Genomic DNA, 16,125 nt, shown 5'->3' with positions numbered 1-16,125 from the left:
TTAGGCTTCGTTGCTTACCTTGTTAAACATTTTGCAAAAAGCTTAAAGCCTATAGCCTAAAGCTTACAGCAGTTTTAACGAATGAATCCTACTCCTGCTGTTGTATTCGTTGCAGTATCAATTAAGATGAATGCACCGTTTGATTTATTATCATTATAGGCATCAAAATATAAAGGCTTGCTTAATTTAATGCTTACTTCTCCTATCTCGTTAATTGCTAACTGTGATGCCGGTGTTGTTCCTGAGTAATCTGTTGCAATTGTATTTTTGATACTTTCTACTTTTGCCAAAACCGAATTGGTGTTGTGCTGCACAATATATTTTGTACCCGGAACCAGTTTTTTACTGTCCATCCAACATACAGTTGTGTGTATTTCTTTTTCAATTTTTGGAAGTTCTGACGATTTTACAATCATATCACCTCTCGTCACATTGATGTCATTTTCTAATTCGATGGTGATCGAAGAACCTGCAACGGCTTCATCAAATTGCTTGTCGAAAAAATGAATTTTAGTCACTTTTGATTCTGTCAATGAAGGAAGTACAGTTACAGCATCCCCTACTTTTAAAGAATTCCCATACAACTTTCCGGCATAACCTCTAAAGTCATGATACTCTTCTGTTTTAGGACGAATAACAGTCTGAACTGGAAAACGCGCTTTCCCTGGCTCATACACATCATGAGAATGTAATCCTTCTAAATGCTCCAGAACCGTTTGTCCATCATACCACTTCATGTTTTCTGATTTGTCTACAACATTTCCTCCATTGATAGCACTTAACGGAATGTAACTTACGTTTTGCTCTTTGAAAGTACTTTTGGCATTTAAAGCCTGGAAATCGGCTTTGATTTTATTGAAAACTTCTTCTGAATAATCCACTAAGTCCATTTTATTGATCGCCACAATCACCTCTTTTACCCTCAATAAATTATTGATAAAAAAGTGACGGTACGTTTGTTCGATTACTCCTTTTCTGGCATCAATTAAAATAATGGAAACCTGAGAAGTTGAAGCCCCCGTAACCATGTTCCTGGTATATTCAACGTGCCCCGGAGTATCGGCAATAATGTAACTTTTCTTTGCTGTCGAGAAATAAATGTGCGCCACATCAATTGTAATTCCCTGCTCTCTCTCCGCTACTAATCCGTCAGTTGCCAGTGAAAAATCAAGATAATCATATCCTTTTTGTTTACTGCTTTTCTCTATTGCTTCGATTTTATCTGTGGTCAATGATTTTGTATCGTACAGCAATCTCCCGATCAAAGTACTTTTTCCGTCATCTACACTTCCTGCTGTTGCTATTTTTAAAACGTCCATCTTATATTTTGTTTCAAGTTTTAAAAGTTTCAGGTTTCAACCCTACTTTTAAAAATTTTGTTTTTTTGAATCTTTGATTTTTACTTTTACTGCTCCCTTATTACAGCTCACATCTTACATCTAACTTTTTACAAGAATTAAAAATACCCTTGTTGTTTTCTCTTTTCCATTGCGGCTTCAGAACGTTTGTCGTCAATTCTAGCTCCTCTTTCAGAAATCGTGGAGCTTCTGATTTCTCCAACTACTTCTTCGATGGTTGCTGCATAAGATTCGACAGCTGCTGTACAGCTCATATCTCCAACGGTTCTAAAACGAACAATTCTTTCTTCGATTTGTTCGTCTTCTTCCTGGTACACAAAAGGAGAATGTGACCAGATCAAACCGTCTCTCAAAAAAACTTTTCTTTTATGTGAGAAATAGATCGATGGAATTTCGATTTGTTCCTTCTCGATATAACTCCATACATCTAATTCTGTCCAGTTTGAAATTGGGAAAACACGAACGTTTTGACCATTCTCTATTTTTCCGTTCAAAATGTCAAATAATTCCGGACGCTGATTTTTTTCATCCCATTGACCAAAATCGTCACGAACTGAAAAAATACGCTCTTTAGCTCTTGCCTTCTCCTCATCACGACGTGCTCCTCCGATACAGGCATCAAACTTAAATTCTTCAATTGCGTCTAAAAGTGTAGTTGTCTGCAAACTGTTTCTGCTGGAATATTTACCGGTTTCTTCTACGACTTTTCCTTCGTCGATAGCATCCTGAACATTACGCACAATTAACTCTAACCCTAACTCTTCTACCAGTTTGTCTCTGAAAGCAATAGTCTCCGGAAAATTATGTCCGGTATCAACATGTAAAAGAGGAAACGGAATTTTTGCAGGGAAGAATGCTTTTTGTGCCAAACGCACCAATGTTATTGAATCTTTTCCTCCGGAAAAAAGTAAAACCGGTTTATCAAACTGTGAAATTACTTCTCTGAAAATATATATTGCTTCGCTCTCTAAAGCGTTTGTTTTTAATACTGAACTCATTTTGTTTTTTTGTTTCAAGTTTAAAGTTTCAGGTTGTTGTTTTTTGTGAGTTGCCTAAAACTTTCTACTATTTATTTTACTTTCTTTACTCTCCATCGGGTCAAATTCCGACGATATATTACAAATTCCTTCTTCCATTCCCATCGGATTAAAATCCGACACTACAATATAGACCGTTCTTCCGGAACTTAAATCTATATTCTTTGTTCTATTTTCTTTACTCTCCATCGGGTTAAAACCCGACGCTACAATATAAAACGTTCCTCCGGAACTTAAAATCTATATTCTATTCTCTTTACTCTGGCTACTCTTTCTTCGCGCTATGCAAACCACATTCTTTATGACTGGATTCCCACCACCATCTTCCGGCTCTGATATCTTCTCCCGGGAAAATTGCTCTGGTACAGGGTGCACATCCGATGCTTACAAAACCTTGTTTGTGTAAAGCGTTTTGAGGAACATTGTTTTCGAACAAATACGTTTCAACCTCTTCTAATGTCCATTTCAATAATGGATTGAACTTTATGATTTCGAAACCTCCGTCGTATTCAAACAATTGTAAATCGTTTCTATTCTCAGATTGTTCTGCTCTTAAACCTGTAATCCAAACCGAATTTCCTGCCAAAGCTTTTCGTAACGGAACTACTTTTCGAATAAAACAGCATTCTTTTCTGTTCTCAACCGAATCATAAAAACTATTCGGTCCTTTTGACTGAAGCAAGCTCTCTACTGCTGCTGCTTCCGGAAAGTAAACCTCAATTGGCTTTTTGTATTTTTTTAATGTTTTATGAAAAACATCATACGTTTCCTGAAACAACCTTCCTGTATCTAGTGTAAAAATGGCTATATCCTGATTGCTTTTTGCTATGAAATCAGTGATAACCTGATCTTCCTGTCCAAAAGATGTCGAGAAGATTACTTTTCCCGGATATTCATTTGCTAAAAAAGCCAATGTTTCGTCTAGTGAAAAATCTTTCGTTTTATCTAATAATGATTGTATAATCGTCGCACTCATATTCTCTCTCTTTCCTTCTAAAAAATGTTACAATAATTTAGATAATGTTTTTAAACTTAATACTATAATTAAAATACCAACCGCAATCATCATTGGTTTTCTCTTTATTTTATTGACCAGATAAGCTCCCAATGGTGCTGCGATCACACCTCCTAAAATCAAACCTATGATAACCTGCCAGCCATGAATTCCTCCAAAAAGCATAAAAGTTATACCGCTTGCAAACGAAATTGCAAACTCAGCTGCATTTACAGAACCTATTGTGTATCTTGGATTTCTGCCTCTTCCTAATAAGGTTGAAGTTACAATCGGTCCCCAGCCTCCACCTCCAACGGAATCCATAAAACCTCCAAAAACAGCCAAAGCTCCAAGTTTTTTAGTTTTCTTCTTGATGATCTTTTTAACTAAAGCTTTTCGAATAATTATAATAGCCAAAACAATCATATAAACGGCAATAAAAGGCTTTATAACATCTCCATTAATCACATCCGATAGTAAATAAGCACCTGTAATAGAACCTAAAATCCCAGGAATCAATAAATGTTTTACCAGTTTTTTATTGATATTTCCAAATCGGTGATGAGAAAGTGCCGATGCTCCCGTGGTAAACATCTCAGACACGTGAACTGCTGTACTGCTAATAACCGGCGGAACTCCATATGCCAGTAAAAATGATGTAGAAGTTGCTCCGTATCCCATTCCTAAAGTTCCGTCTACCAATTGTGCAAAAACACCAATTGCAAAAAACACTAAAAATTCCTGATTAAAACCGTCAACAAATGCATCCCATGAAAACTCCGCATGATGATTGTATATCAAAGTCGTCAATAAACCTATCAGTAAAGCAGCCGGTACCAAAACCCACAATCTTTCTTTAATCGTGACATCAGCCTTAACTGCTGCGGTATTTATTTTAAGTTCCTTTTCCATTCCTGTGACTTGTTTTAGCTTTAAAATCCATTACCCTATCGGGTTAGTAGATTGAATGACAAAATTACTACTTATTTCTAAATATCAAAACAATATTTGATTTTTTTACACCCTCCTCATTTTAATAGCAACGAAAAGGAATACGTAACAATTTTTACTAATCATCAAACAGCTTAAAAAACATATCAAACTGTATTCCAATACTATAACAATAAAAATTTCATCATTTTCAAAATAACATTTTTAAAGTCTACCATTTCCATAGGATAATTATAAAAATGTTGCTATTTTTACGGCAAATATTTATCCATGGATTTCCAAATAGGTCTTATAATTGCAGGTTTAGCAGTAGGTTTTATAGTGGGGTTAACAGGTGTTGGAGGCGGTTCTTTGATGACTCCAATTTTATTATGGTTCGGTATTCCGCCAACAACAGCGGTTGGAACAGATTTACTTTATGCCGCCTTTACTAAAGCCGGAGGAGTATTCGTTCACAACAAAAAAGGCAACATCAACTGGAAAATTACAGGCTGGCTGACTCTTGGAAGTGTTCCTGCCGCTTTGGCCACCCTTTGGATTCTGAACAGTATCAAAACCGACATTGAAACTATAAATCATGTTATCAAATACAGTTTAGGCTGGGCCTTGTTATTCACTTCGGTTGCTATTATCTTTAAAAAGAGACTTTTAAAATTCTCTCAAAAACATGCCGGAGATAAATTTCACAGCGAAAGTACCACTCAAAATACACTAACTATTGCCATAGGTGTTCTGTTAGGTGCTACCGTAACGCTAACTTCAATTGGCGCAGGAGCTCTGGGAACTGTCACTTTATTTTTTCTTTATCCGCTATTGCCAACCCCTCGTTTAGTCGGGACTGAAATTGCACATGCCGTTCCTTTGACATTAGTTGCCGGAATCGGACACGCCTCAATGGGAAATTTAGATCTTGGTTTATTAGGACAATTATTGATGGGTTCGCTTCCGGGAATTTACATGGGAAGTATGTTAAGTGGAAAAGTTCCGGATCAATTCCTGAGAAATGCGATTGCTGTAATGCTTTTTATGGCCGGATACAAATTGATTTCCTAACGCATTTATATCCTTCAAAATATAATTTGAATCTAAAAAGAAAAGACCATTTCATTAAAATATTGAAATGGTCTTTTTTTATATGAAATCTCAGAATGGAGATCTGATTAAAAGGCAATATCCGCCAATGAATTACTCTCCAGAATTTTAAGTGTATTGTCTCTCACTTCGGTCATTAATCGACGTGCGGCACAGGTAGATTCATCATCACAATCGTCGCATCTTTCATAAAAGTTATGACTAGCACAAGGAAGCAGTGCGATAGGCCCTTCGAGGATGCGGTACACCTTAGCCATACTAATGTCTTTAGGGTCTTTTATCAGGTAATACCCTCCGCCCTTTCCTTTTTTAGCCCCAAGAAATCCTGAGTTTCTAAGCAATAGCAAAATACTTTCTAAAAATTTAATTGAAATATGTTCACTTTTCGCAATTTCGGCAATTTGTACCGGCTCATTGTTTTCACGTCTGGCCAGATAAGTTAAAGCTTTAATTCCGTATTTAGTTTTCTTTGAAAGCACGTTTTATATATTTTAATTGCTGATTGCCTATTTTAGACTTCCAATCCAAAATAACAACCGTCTTATTTTCTGCAACAAAAATAAACTTTTTAAATGAGAATAGTAACACTATGAAAAACTATATTCTACTAAATTAGTATAGTTTAAATAAAACCAAATAAAAAACGATTTTTTAACCGTACTTATTTCCAGTCAAAAATCGTTATTCTATACCATTTTTATGATATCGTCACAAACTAAAAATGCGATATTTTTTATTTTATAAAGTTGATGATCATGATTCTCCATAATTTCACCGATCAAATTCAATTCAAAAAACCATTGTAAATCAGGCCTGTTTGAATCTTCTTCTCCAAAATATAATTTTACATCACAGTTTGGAACCTCAACTTCATATCTTAACCTTGTTGATGATACGGCAAATAAATGTGTACTGTTCAATCCCTGCAAAGAAGCTTTCCAGGCAATTGTTCCTCCAATACTAAATCCTAAAACAACTATTTTTTCCGTTTCTAATTGAAGCAATTTAGTGACTGCACGATCAATACCGCCGTTTAAAAATTGATTATGAATATCACTTTCAAGAAGACTGGTAGAATGAATCCCTGCCAGTTCAGACACATCATAATATTGAATTTCGAATTTAGGTTCTAATATTTCCTGATACTCTTTTACCCATTTTGAATTTCTATCTCCAAACAGATCTGATAAAATTATTAGTCTTAGTTTAGTCATCATTTATAAAAGATACGATTTTAGATATCAGTTTTCAAAAATCTAATATCTAAAATCATCAATCTAAAATTTAGCTAAGCGCCTGCTTCAAATCAGCAATCACATCTTCTACCGTTTCTAAACCTACTGAAACACGCACAAGACCTTGTGTAATTCCAACTGCCAATTGATCTTCTTCCGACAACTTACTGTGTGTGGTTGAGGCAGGATGCGTCACAATCGATCTTGTATCGCCAATATTGGCCGATAGCGAACAGAGTTTTATTTTATCTAAAAATTTTCTTCCGGCTTCAATGCCGCCTTTAATTTCAAAAGCTATAATATTTCCTCCCAATCTCATTTGCTTTTTGGCAATCTCATATTGTGGATGTGACTTCAAAAACGGATATTTTATACTATTCACATTTGGATGTGCCTCTAAAAACTCTGCTACTTTTAAAGCATTTTCACAGTGTTTCTCCACGCGAACAGCCAGTGTCTCTAAGCTTTTCGACAAAACCCATGCATTAAACGGAGACAAAGCCGGTCCTGTATTTCTTGAAAATAAGTAAATCTGTCTGATTAAATCTTCGCTTCCAACCGTAACTCCGCCTAAAACTCTTCCCTGACCGTCAATCAATTTGGTCGCTGAATGCACTACCAGATGCGCTCCAAATTTTATAGGCTGCTGAAGGTAAGGCGTCGCAAAACAGTTATCGATAATTAAAATCAGGTTGTGTTTTTTAGCAAGATCACCTAACAATTGTAAATCGATCACATCAACACCCGGATTTGTAGGTGACTCTGCGTATAAAATTTTTGTATTTGGTTTAATGAACTCTTCAATGGTTTCCGGCTTGCTAATATCAAAATAAGAGGTTTCGATATTCCATTTTGGAAAATAAGTCATAAACAAAGCGTGTGTCGAACCAAAAACACTGCTCGCAGACACAATATGATCTCCTGAATTTAATAATGCTGCAAAAGTAGAATATACCGCTGCCATTCCGGTTGCAAAAGCATAACCCGCCTCTGCGCCTTCCATTTTACAAATTTTGTCCACAAACTCTGTGGTATTCGGATTGCTGAAACGGCTGTAAATGTTTCTTTCTTTTTCTTCTGTAAAAGAAGCTCTCATGTCTTCAGCATCTTCAAATACAAAACTTGATGATAAGTATAATGGCACCGAATGCTCTAGATACTGGCTTCTTTCTAACTGTGTTCTAATGGCTTGTGTTTCAAAACCAAATTCTTCTGTGTTCATTTTTTTTGTTTTTCTTGTTTCAAGTTTCAAGTTTTCAGGGTCGTTTAAAACAAAAACTTAAAATTTAAACGGTATAGCGTTATTAATTAATATCCTTTTTGAAAATTATCTAATTCTCAAATTGACTCATTATCTAATTATTTCAATTCTTCGTTGTTCAGGACCACTTTGTATTTTATAGTAGCTGTAGGCTCTATTGTTTTTGAAACCGAGCAATATTTCTCAAAAGAAAGCTGGGCTGCGCGTTGTGCTTTTTCAGGGATAATATCGCCTTCTAAATAAAAAATCACATTGATTTCTTTAAAAGGTTTTGCTTCGCCAACTTGTACACGCTCTCCTTCTACCTCAGCATTAAATGAAGTGATTTCCTGACGTTGCTTTTTTAAGATCGAAATCATATCAATGGCACTGCATCCCGCAACCCCCATCAATACTAATTCCATAGGACTTGCGCCTAAATCGCTTCCGCCAAATTCGGCTCTGCTGTCAACATCCACTACATGACCACGTTCGTTTTTAAGTTTAAAATGAAACGCGTCATTTACTCTGTTCAAAGTTACTTTCATGTTATTTTTCTTTTTTTTATTCTTCTCAATCTAAAATCTGCAATCTGAATTCTAAAATCTTAAATCGTTTACCCTTTATCTGACAATCTCAAAATATCACCAAATACTCCTCTCGCTGTTACCGCAGAACCTGCACCGGCTCCCTGGATTACGATTGGACGGTCTCCGTAAGACTCTGTATAAATTTCAAAGAAAGAATCGGATCCTTTTAATCCGCCCAAAGCGGTGTCTGAAGGCACTGAAACTAACTTTACTTCCAAAATTCCTTTGTCGTTTTGCAAATCTCCGGACAATTCACCAATGTATCTCAATACGTGGCTTGGCTTCTGATTGGCTTTGATTTTTTCATAGATTGGATCGAACTCTTTCAATTTCGTTAAGAAATCTCCAACGTTGCCTTCACGTAAATGTTCCGGAATTAAATTCTGAATCGAGATTTCTTCAAATTCGTTCTGCAAGTCTAATTCTCTTGCCAGAATCAATAATTTTCTACCCACATCATTTCCGCACAAATCCTCACGCGGATCCGGCTCTGTATATCCGTTATCAATCGCTTCTTGTAGAATCTCACTGAAAGGAACGTCTTTTGCCGAAAAATTATTAAACAAATAACTTAATGTTCCGGAGAACACCCCTTTTATTTTTGTGATGTTTTCTCCCGAAAGGTGTAACAATTTAATGGTGTCAATTAATGGTAATCCGGCGCCAACATTGGTTTCGTACAAATAATTCTTCTGATTTTCGGCTAAAGATTTTCTCAATTCTTTGTAAAAGCCGTAACTCAGTGTATTGGCTACTTTGTTAGAAGAGATCAAATCGAAACTGCTCTCCACCAACGGAATGTAATTCTCCACAAATTTCGCACTGGCTGTATTGTCAATCGCAATCAGGTTTTCTAAATGATGTTGATTCGCGTAAGCAATAATATCCTCAATAGTGTAAGCAAGTCCGTCTTTTTCGATGTCTGTTTTCCAGTTCGAACTTACTCCGTTTTTATCTAAAAGTACTTTTTTGGAATTCGCAATTGCAAAAACATTTAGCCTCACGTCTTTTCTCTTTTCGATAGCGTCAGTCGATTCTAAAATCTGATTGATTAAAGTTCCCCCCACTAATCCATGACCAATAATGGCAATATTGATTTTTTTGGAAACTCCGAAAATCTCACCGTGAATTACATTTAAGGCTTTATGCAGTTCTGATTTTTTAACCACCAAACTCACGTTTTTACCCGTAACGGTGTTATTGAACAAAATCGGAACAATTTTATTTTTAATTAATGCCGTGTAGGGTTTATGGAAAGTACTCAAATCCTGACCGATAATCGAAATTACCGAAACATTATCGGTTACTGTAATCTGATTTACATCTTTAGAATAGAAGTCATTTTCAAATTCTTTTTCTAATTCGACCATCGCCAATGTAGCCTTATCGGTTGCCACCACAAGGCCAATACCTCGCTCTGAAGAACCTTGCGAAATAATACTCACACTGATGTTGTGATCGCCCATTACTTTAAAGATTCGAGCATCTACACCTGCTTTCCCCAATAATCCACGGCCTTCCAGATTCACCAGAGAAACATTCTCTAAAACAGAAAGCGTTTTAATTCCTTCTTTTGCAGAATCAGAGGTAATTAAAGTCCCGCGATTTTCGTGATTAAAGGTATTTAAAATACGAAGCGGAATATTTTTTTCCAATAATGGAATAATTGTTTTCGCATGTAGAATTGTAGCCCCAAAATTGGCTAATTCATTGGCTTCATTAAACGACAGGAATTCAATTTTTTTCGCATCGGCCACCAAATCAGGATTTGCCGTGTAAATTCCGTCAACGTGTGTAAAATTCTGCAATTCCTCGGCATTCAGATAATTCGCAATTAGCGATGCGGTATAATTACTGCCGTTTCTGCCTAAAGTGGTGGTATCGTTATTATTGTTAGATCCAATGAAACCGGTCACAATATTAACCGTTGAGCCGTTGTGTTCTTTAAAATAATTGATCACATTTTTCTTAGAAAGCTGCTCCAAAGGCTGTGCATCTCCAAATTTAGAATCGGTTTTCAACAATTCTCTTGAATCCACAAAGTTTGCCGGAACTCCTTTTTCAATTAAAATAGCGGTCAGCAATTTAGCCGAAAGTAATTCTCCTTTTGATAAAATCTGATCTTTGATTTTATTGCTGTAATCACCAATCAGACTTACTCCTTCAAAAAGCTTTTCGAGTACATTAAATTCTTCAGACAAATCAACCTGAGGATAATCTGAAACCTGATAGGCTTTAAAATTCTCAAATAGAGGTTTGTAGTTGCCATTCTTGGCAGCAATTTTTAAAATATATTCTAACTCATCTGTAGCATCTCCACGAGCCGAAACTACAACAGCTATTTTTTCATTCTGCTGTACTTTGTCTGTAATAATTGAAACTACTTTGTTAAGTCCTTCTCCGTTTGATAACGATTTACCGCCAAATTTTAATATTTTCATTTTATTTTTCTATTGTTTCTGCCTTAAAAATATCGGCAAGTAAATGATCTAATTGTTTGTACTCGATTAAAAAAGCGTCATGTCCGTGAACCGAATCTATTTCGCTGTAAGAAACATTGTCTTTAAACTTTTTCAATTCCTGAAAAGTTTCCCGATTTTCTTTGGGTATAAAAAACAAATCTGAATTGATTCCGACAATGTGAATTGCAGCAGTTGTTCTGGATAACAAAGTTTCAAAATCTTCTCTGTTTCTGGTAATATCTATGGTTTTAAGCAATTGGTTCATCAATTTATACGAAGCCAATTGGTATCTTTTCTGTAGTTTTTCACCATGATGTGCCAACCAGCTTTCAATATTGAAAACAGGGCGACTGGCATTGATGGTGCGTTGAAATTTTTCTTTGAATGATTCAGGAGATCTGTAACACAACATAGCATGAATTCTGGCATCTTCAACAGGTTTTGAAGAATTGTTCAAAATTTGCTCTTGTAAATAGCAATTGGCGATCATCCAGTCGGTCGATTTCCAATCTGTTGCGATGGGAATTAGATTTTGAGTAATGTTGGGTTCTAATGCAAGAATCTCCCAGGCAATACCTCCTCCGACAGAACCTCCAATAATGGTATGTAGTTGGCTAACATTTAGGAATTCTAAACCTTTTACAAAAATGCGGGCAATATCTCTTGCTGTGAAATCCTGGTAATTTTCGATAATAAAAGAATCATTACCATTTCCCGGCACATTAAAAGCCAGTACGGTAAATTTATAAGTATCGATTGTTTTATTTTCACCGATAAGGTCATTCCACCAGCCGTTGGCTCCGGTGACCTCTGCATTTCCTGTCAAAGCATGATTAACGAGTACAATGGGCGCACTATGCAATGGTAAACCGGAAAGTGTAAAACTTAAGGGTAATGATGAGTAGGACACACCACTTTCGGTGATGAATTCCTGAATTATAATGGGACTTGGTATATTTTCCAATTTCAAATCTTTTTAATTTTGATTTGTATGTGGAAATATTAGAAAGAAAGTCTAGAGTGAAACCAGAAAATTTCTTGTTGTTATCTTTCCACGTTTAGGCGTGGTAGAATGCAGCACCTTCTTCGATTTAACGAAGGGTTGCTAAGGATTCATCGGGTCTAATCCCTCCTCCTTTCTTTATAACATTTCAATACGTTTTTGAACTTAAAGGTGCAAATTAACTACTAATTTCTCAAACAAACAAATTTTATCGAAACTGATTCCTCAATTTCTTAAACATAATTCAAACAAAAACTAGTGTACGCAAAAAATTACCGAACAAATTGCCCAGTAAAATTAAGCAGGTTTCCCTCTATTTTATGATGCTTTTAGATTTAAATAAAAAGCGTTTCATTTTCTTTTGAATACATCAAAAACAATAATGAATCCGGATTTTTTTTCTCCGCTTTTTTATTTGTTTCAGTCACCCCGAATCTTGAATCGGTCAATTCATTTGTTGGCGGTGCATTGTTTCTTTTAGCTCTGATGTTTTTCAATGCTGAAAAAGTCTTTGTTAGGTAGTTTATTGTGCTCATGACATTTAAGTTTATGTTAGTTTGCGTGTTATTATCTTTATTTTATGTTTATTTCTTTGTTATCGTAACCAAATGGAATAAAAAAACCCTTTTGGATTTTTAATACCAAAAGGGTTCAAGTTTTTTACAACTTATATATACTTTTAGTATCAACAGACGCATACACAAATACGTGCGACGTTAAACATCTTGTTCATCTGTAGGGACTTATTCATCTGGGACTTAATTGCTATTTTAAAAAATTCTTGCATTTTTTCTATTTTAATAAACTTCTTTAAACTTTAGAAATATTTCTAATCTACTCTTTTTTAAATCTACTGAGGACAAAACTTTTGCTCCCATCGATGTAACTTTCATTCAGAATACTAAATTATTTCTTCTTTAGCTTTGAAGTCTTACAAATTTGCGAATATTTTATCAATTATGCAAGTGAGACTCAATAAATTAATCCCAAAAAACGTTAAAAAGCGCCCTTTTTAGGTTAAAAAACATCTTACAAAATTAACATATCAACATTTAAAAGATAAATCTTACAAAAAATAACTTAAAAACTTTTCTGTTTCATTATATCAAAGAACCACTTACTAGTATTTCAAAACCACTTACAACCAGACTGCTTCTTTGTTTTTGATCTTTTCGGCTACTTTTAAAATATCTGTAATCACTCCTCTGGAAATAGCTTGTTTACAAGCCGAAGCACTTTGAATTACAATTGGAACCGCAGCATAAGATTGTGTATAAATTTCGAAAATGGTATCTGATCCTTTCAACTGACCTATTGCTGAAGTAACAGGTTCTGAGACCAGTTTGACTTCTAATGTATTTTTTACCACATCAAATTCTCCTACGTATCGCAGTACATGATCATCTGCCTGACTAATTTTAGCAATCTTAAACGATCGGTCAATTGCCTCTTTATTCAGAATGCCGTTTTGCTCCAGATGCTCTTCATTAATAAGGGAATTAATTTTTATATCTGACAGCTCAAAATCTTTTCCAATTTCCCTCGTGAGAATCAGTAGCTTTCTGGCTGTATCATTTCCGGATAAATCTTCTTTAAAGGTGGAACGCATTAATCCGAGTAAACTCGCATCTTTTAATAAGGAAGAGAAGGTTGTTTCTTCGGCAGCAAAACGATTAAAAACATAACTCAGATTATCTGAAAAAACACCTCGAATCTTTGTGATCTTTTCGCCTGAATAATACAAGTCTCTTAAAGTCTGTAAAACCGGGAATCCGGTATCTACTGAGGTTTCATACAAAAACTCTTTGTCGTACTTTTTAAGATTTGATCTGATCTCTTTGTATAAATCAATCGGCAGTGTATTGGCTTTTTTATTTACCGCTACAATATTAAATCCGTTTTCGATTAATGTGTTGTAGTGATGTATTAACTCATCGCTCGCGGTGGCATCAACAGCGATTAAATTTTCAAATTCATTTTCTTTGGCAAATTCAATAATATCCTGCACCTTAAAAGGAACAGCCAATTCGAGGAAATTGGTCTCCCAGGCATATCCTACCCCTTCTTTCTCGAAAAAGGCTACAGTTGAATTAGTGATAATCGGAAAGTGAAAATCGATATTTTTACTTTTAAGGAAAAACTCCTGACTTTCAATAATTTGATTGATCAAAGTACTTCCTATATTTCCAATTCCAAAAAGGATGATATTTATTTTAAGCTTTGACATAATTTTATTTTTTAATTTTTAAACCTTATACCCATTTTAAGTACACTGTAGCACTCTACATTAAACCTCAATACCTATAAGGTTTAAAATTTTTATATTGGTTTGCTTTTCATAAAAAATCACCTCTAGCAGAACTCACGCTGCTAAAGGCAATTTTTCAAACAAAAAACAAAAAAACCTAGTTTTTATTAATGCTGTATTGTGACTCGGTCACGCTTGCAAAAACAGTCTGCAAGTCAGCAATTAAATCTTCTATATCTTCTAATCCAACGGAAAGTCGAACCAGATCTTTTGAAACTCCCGTTTCTAATTGTTCCGCATCAGACAATTGCTGGTGCGTTGTACTGGCCGGATGAATGATTAATGATTTTGTATCACCAATGTTAGCCAGAAGTGAGAATAATTTCGTTTCATCGACTACTTTTTTAGCTGCTTCAAAACCTCCTTTTAATCCGAAGGTAACGACACCACTTTGACCTTTTGGCAAGTACTGTTGCGACAGATCGTAGTATTTATTGTTTTTTAAACCCGGATAATTTACCCAGGCTACTTCTTCCTGTTTTTCTAACCAGGAAGCCAAAGCCAAAGCATTTTCGCTATGTTTTTGAATTCGGATTGGCAGGGTTTCTAATCCCTGAATGATCTGAAAAGCATTAAACGGACTCAAAGCTGCTCCAAAATCACGCAGGCCTTCGATTCTGGCTTTTGCTATGAAAGCTGCATTTCCTAAAGCTTCATGATACACTAAACCATGATATCCCGGTGAAGGTTCTGTGAATTCAGGAAATTTACCATTCGCCCAGTCAAAAGTTCCGGCGTCGATAATGGCTCCTCCTAATGAGGTTCCGTTACCTGAAATATATTTAGTAAGGGAGTGAATGACAATATCTGCTCCGTAAGCAATCGGGTTTAATAAATAAGGAGTAGCTACTGTATTATCTACAATAAAAGGAACTTTAAATTTTTTGGCCTCCGCTGAAATCGCTTTCAGGTCAAGCACATCTAATTTTGGGTTTCCTAAAGATTCCACAAAAAATGCCCGTGTGTTTTCTTTGGCAGCTTTAGTAAAATTTTCAGGTTTTGACGGATCTACAAAGGTAGTTGTGATCCCTAAACGCGGTAAAGTTACGCTCAATAAATTGTATGTTCCTCCATACAAACTATTAGAAGCTACAATATGATCTCCTGCTTTTAGTAAAGTCAATAAAGATGTGGAAATTGCGGAAGCTCCTGAGGCTGTAACTACTGCCCCAATTCCACCCTCAAGTGCTGCAAGACGCTGCTCCAAAACATCATTTGTAGGGTTATTTAATCGGGTGTAAATGAATCCGGCTTCGGCAAGACCAAATAAGTTGGCTGCATGATCTGAATTGTTAAAAACATACGATGATGTCTGGTAAATTGGAACTGCTCTGGTTCCTGCATTTTTAGTAACATCGTGTCCTGCGTGTAGCGCATTTGTGGCAAATTTTTGTGTGCTCATAATTTCTTAGTTTTAGGTGTTGTTTATAGCTTTTGGTTTATTATTATATTTTAGAGTTGTTTTTTATCTCAAATAAAAAGGTCTTCTTCTTCGTGCAGGTACATTTGGAAAAGCAGAGAATTTGATTCACTCGAATAAAGCTCTCCTTTTATTTTAGCTGTATTCGCTTTTCTATTTTTAACTGCATCTGCAAATCGTTTGTAATCGGTTTTCAATCGGTATAAAATCTCTCTTAATACTATATGTAGTGTTTTCATAATACTTGTTTTAGTTTCGAAATTAAAAAAGCCCTTTCGGATGGCGACCAAAAGGGCTTATAGTTCTAACTATAACAAAGATTTACTCTTTCACTTTTGGTAATAGCAATTTGGGATGCACATTTGCATCATCTCACAACACATCATCATACTATTTGCTATTGTTTTCATTTTTATTTTATTTAAAATTAATTGC

The 16,125-nt window shown here is 35.4% G+C and carries 16 protein-coding genes and 1 riboswitch; of the genes, 1 reads left to right on the top strand and 15 read right to left on the bottom strand.

The genetic code is table 11. From position 1 onward, the window contains the following. Positions 1 to 74 precede the first annotated feature (74 nt). The 5 genes from ACAM30_RS10560 to ACAM30_RS10540 form a co-directional block, all read right to left on the bottom strand. Entirely contained in the window at positions 75 to 1,319 is a 1,245-nt protein-coding gene (locus tag ACAM30_RS10560; protein WP_369618453.1) for a sulfate adenylyltransferase subunit 1, read from the bottom strand. 137 nt (positions 1,320 to 1,456) lie between these two features. Continuing rightward, complete coding sequence (gene cysD, locus ACAM30_RS10555; RefSeq protein ID WP_369618452.1) at positions 1,457 to 2,374, bottom strand: sulfate adenylyltransferase subunit CysD; 918 nt, start codon at positions 2,372 to 2,374, stop codon at positions 1,457 to 1,459. A gap of 36 nt (positions 2,375 to 2,410) precedes the next feature. Continuing rightward, positions 2,411 to 2,584 carry a hypothetical protein gene (locus ACAM30_RS10550; RefSeq protein ID WP_369618451.1) on the bottom strand — a complete coding sequence of 58 codons (174 nt, stop codon included), beginning with the start codon at positions 2,582 to 2,584 and terminating at the stop codon, positions 2,411 to 2,413. Positions 2,585 to 2,660: 76 nt separating this feature from the next. Then, on the bottom strand, positions 2,661 to 3,371 hold the full coding sequence (locus ACAM30_RS10545; RefSeq protein WP_369618450.1) for a phosphoadenylyl-sulfate reductase: 711 nt from the start codon (positions 3,369 to 3,371) through the stop codon (positions 2,661 to 2,663). A 27-nt stretch (positions 3,372 to 3,398) separates the two neighbouring features. Continuing rightward, positions 3,399 to 4,301 carry a sulfite exporter TauE/SafE family protein gene (locus ACAM30_RS10540; RefSeq protein ID WP_369618449.1) on the bottom strand — a complete coding sequence of 301 codons (903 nt, stop codon included), beginning with the start codon at positions 4,299 to 4,301 and terminating at the stop codon, positions 3,399 to 3,401. A 309-nt stretch (positions 4,302 to 4,610) separates the two neighbouring features. On the opposite strand from ACAM30_RS10540, the gene ACAM30_RS10535 reads away from it, so the two are divergent. Beyond that, entirely contained in the window at positions 4,611 to 5,393 is a 783-nt protein-coding gene (locus ACAM30_RS10535) for a sulfite exporter TauE/SafE family protein (protein ID WP_369618448.1), read from the top strand. Between the two features lie 107 nt (positions 5,394 to 5,500). On the opposite strand, the gene ACAM30_RS10530 is transcribed toward ACAM30_RS10535, so the two are convergent. From ACAM30_RS10530 to ACAM30_RS10485, 10 genes are all read right to left on the bottom strand, one after another. Continuing rightward, positions 5,501 to 5,911 (bottom strand): Rrf2 family transcriptional regulator, encoded by a 411-nt coding sequence (locus ACAM30_RS10530; RefSeq protein ID WP_008466594.1) that lies wholly within the window; start codon positions 5,909 to 5,911, stop codon positions 5,501 to 5,503. Between the two features lie 207 nt (positions 5,912 to 6,118). Then, a complete protein-coding gene (locus tag ACAM30_RS10525; RefSeq protein ID WP_369618447.1) occupies positions 6,119 to 6,649 on the bottom strand; it encodes an alpha/beta hydrolase in 531 nt (176 codons plus the stop codon). Positions 6,650 to 6,716: 67 nt separating this feature from the next. Beyond that, the gene (locus ACAM30_RS10520; RefSeq protein WP_369618446.1) at positions 6,717 to 7,889 is read right to left on the bottom strand and encodes a PLP-dependent aspartate aminotransferase family protein; all 1,173 of its coding nucleotides are present in this window, start codon (positions 7,887 to 7,889) and stop codon (positions 6,717 to 6,719) included. 137 nt (positions 7,890 to 8,026) lie between these two features. After that, complete coding sequence (locus ACAM30_RS10515; protein WP_369618445.1) at positions 8,027 to 8,455, bottom strand: OsmC family protein; 429 nt, start codon at positions 8,453 to 8,455, stop codon at positions 8,027 to 8,029. A 68-nt stretch (positions 8,456 to 8,523) separates the two neighbouring features. Next, positions 8,524 to 10,938 (bottom strand): bifunctional aspartate kinase/homoserine dehydrogenase I, encoded by a 2,415-nt coding sequence (thrA, locus tag ACAM30_RS10510; protein ID WP_369618444.1) that lies wholly within the window; start codon positions 10,936 to 10,938, stop codon positions 8,524 to 8,526. Between the two features lies 1 nt (position 10,939). Further along, positions 10,940 to 11,929 carry an alpha/beta fold hydrolase gene (locus tag ACAM30_RS10505; RefSeq protein ID WP_369618443.1) on the bottom strand — a complete coding sequence of 330 codons (990 nt, stop codon included), beginning with the start codon at positions 11,927 to 11,929 and terminating at the stop codon, positions 10,940 to 10,942. 71 nt (positions 11,930 to 12,000) lie between these two features. After that, positions 12,001 to 12,109, bottom strand: a riboswitch (SAM riboswitch). Between the two features lie 188 nt (positions 12,110 to 12,297). Next, positions 12,298 to 12,498 carry a hypothetical protein gene (locus tag ACAM30_RS10500; RefSeq protein ID WP_369618442.1) on the bottom strand — a complete coding sequence of 67 codons (201 nt, stop codon included), beginning with the start codon at positions 12,496 to 12,498 and terminating at the stop codon, positions 12,298 to 12,300. Positions 12,499 to 13,100: 602 nt separating this feature from the next. Next, positions 13,101 to 14,189, bottom strand: a complete 1,089-nt coding sequence (locus tag ACAM30_RS10495; RefSeq protein ID WP_369618441.1) for an aspartate kinase — start codon at positions 14,187 to 14,189, stop codon at positions 13,101 to 13,103. A gap of 178 nt (positions 14,190 to 14,367) precedes the next feature. Beyond that, positions 14,368 to 15,672 carry an O-acetylhomoserine aminocarboxypropyltransferase/cysteine synthase family protein gene (locus ACAM30_RS10490; RefSeq protein WP_070905885.1) on the bottom strand — a complete coding sequence of 435 codons (1,305 nt, stop codon included), beginning with the start codon at positions 15,670 to 15,672 and terminating at the stop codon, positions 14,368 to 14,370. Positions 15,673 to 15,740: 68 nt separating this feature from the next. Next, on the bottom strand, positions 15,741 to 15,929 hold the full coding sequence (locus tag ACAM30_RS10485; RefSeq protein ID WP_369618440.1) for a hypothetical protein: 189 nt from the start codon (positions 15,927 to 15,929) through the stop codon (positions 15,741 to 15,743). Positions 15,930 to 16,125 lie beyond the last annotated feature (196 nt).

This window comes from Flavobacterium sp. CFS9 (assembly GCF_041154745.1).
Taxonomy (GTDB): domain Bacteria; phylum Bacteroidota; class Bacteroidia; order Flavobacteriales; family Flavobacteriaceae; genus Flavobacterium.
The sequence above is the reverse complement of the archived record's forward strand: the minus strand, read 5'-3'. Positions and strand labels throughout refer to the sequence as shown.

What these genes read in the sequence shown, in the direction of transcription:
- thrA (WP_369618444.1), bottom strand. Translation starts at nt 10,938, where the DNA reads ATGAAAATATTAAAATTTGGCGGTAAATCGTTATCAAACGGAGAAGGA.
- ACAM30_RS10495 (WP_369618441.1), bottom strand. Translation starts at nt 14,189, where the DNA reads ATGTCAAAGCTTAAAATAAATATCATCCTTTTTGGAATTGGAAATATA.
- ACAM30_RS10535 (WP_369618448.1), top strand. Translation starts at nt 4,611, where the DNA reads ATGGATTTCCAAATAGGTCTTATAATTGCAGGTTTAGCAGTAGGTTTT.
- ACAM30_RS10520 (WP_369618446.1), bottom strand. Translation starts at nt 7,889, where the DNA reads ATGAACACAGAAGAATTTGGTTTTGAAACACAAGCCATTAGAACACAG.
- ACAM30_RS10560 (WP_369618453.1), bottom strand. Translation starts at nt 1,319, where the DNA reads ATGGACGTTTTAAAAATAGCAACAGCAGGAAGTGTAGATGACGGAAAA.
- ACAM30_RS10545 (WP_369618450.1), bottom strand. Translation starts at nt 3,371, where the DNA reads ATGAGTGCGACGATTATACAATCATTATTAGATAAAACGAAAGATTTT.
- ACAM30_RS10500 (WP_369618442.1), bottom strand. Translation starts at nt 12,498, where the DNA reads ATGAGCACAATAAACTACCTAACAAAGACTTTTTCAGCATTGAAAAAC.
- ACAM30_RS10550 (WP_369618451.1), bottom strand. Translation starts at nt 2,584, where the DNA reads ATGGAGAGTAAAGAAAATAGAACAAAGAATATAGATTTAAGTTCCGGA.
- ACAM30_RS10525 (WP_369618447.1), bottom strand. Translation starts at nt 6,649, where the DNA reads ATGATGACTAAACTAAGACTAATAATTTTATCAGATCTGTTTGGAGAT.
- ACAM30_RS10540 (WP_369618449.1), bottom strand. Translation starts at nt 4,301, where the DNA reads ATGGAAAAGGAACTTAAAATAAATACCGCAGCAGTTAAGGCTGATGTC.
- ACAM30_RS10490 (WP_070905885.1), bottom strand. Translation starts at nt 15,672, where the DNA reads ATGAGCACACAAAAATTTGCCACAAATGCGCTACACGCAGGACACGAT.
- ACAM30_RS10515 (WP_369618445.1), bottom strand. Translation starts at nt 8,455, where the DNA reads ATGAAAGTAACTTTGAACAGAGTAAATGACGCGTTTCATTTTAAACTT.
- ACAM30_RS10485 (WP_369618440.1), bottom strand. Translation starts at nt 15,929, where the DNA reads ATGAAAACACTACATATAGTATTAAGAGAGATTTTATACCGATTGAAA.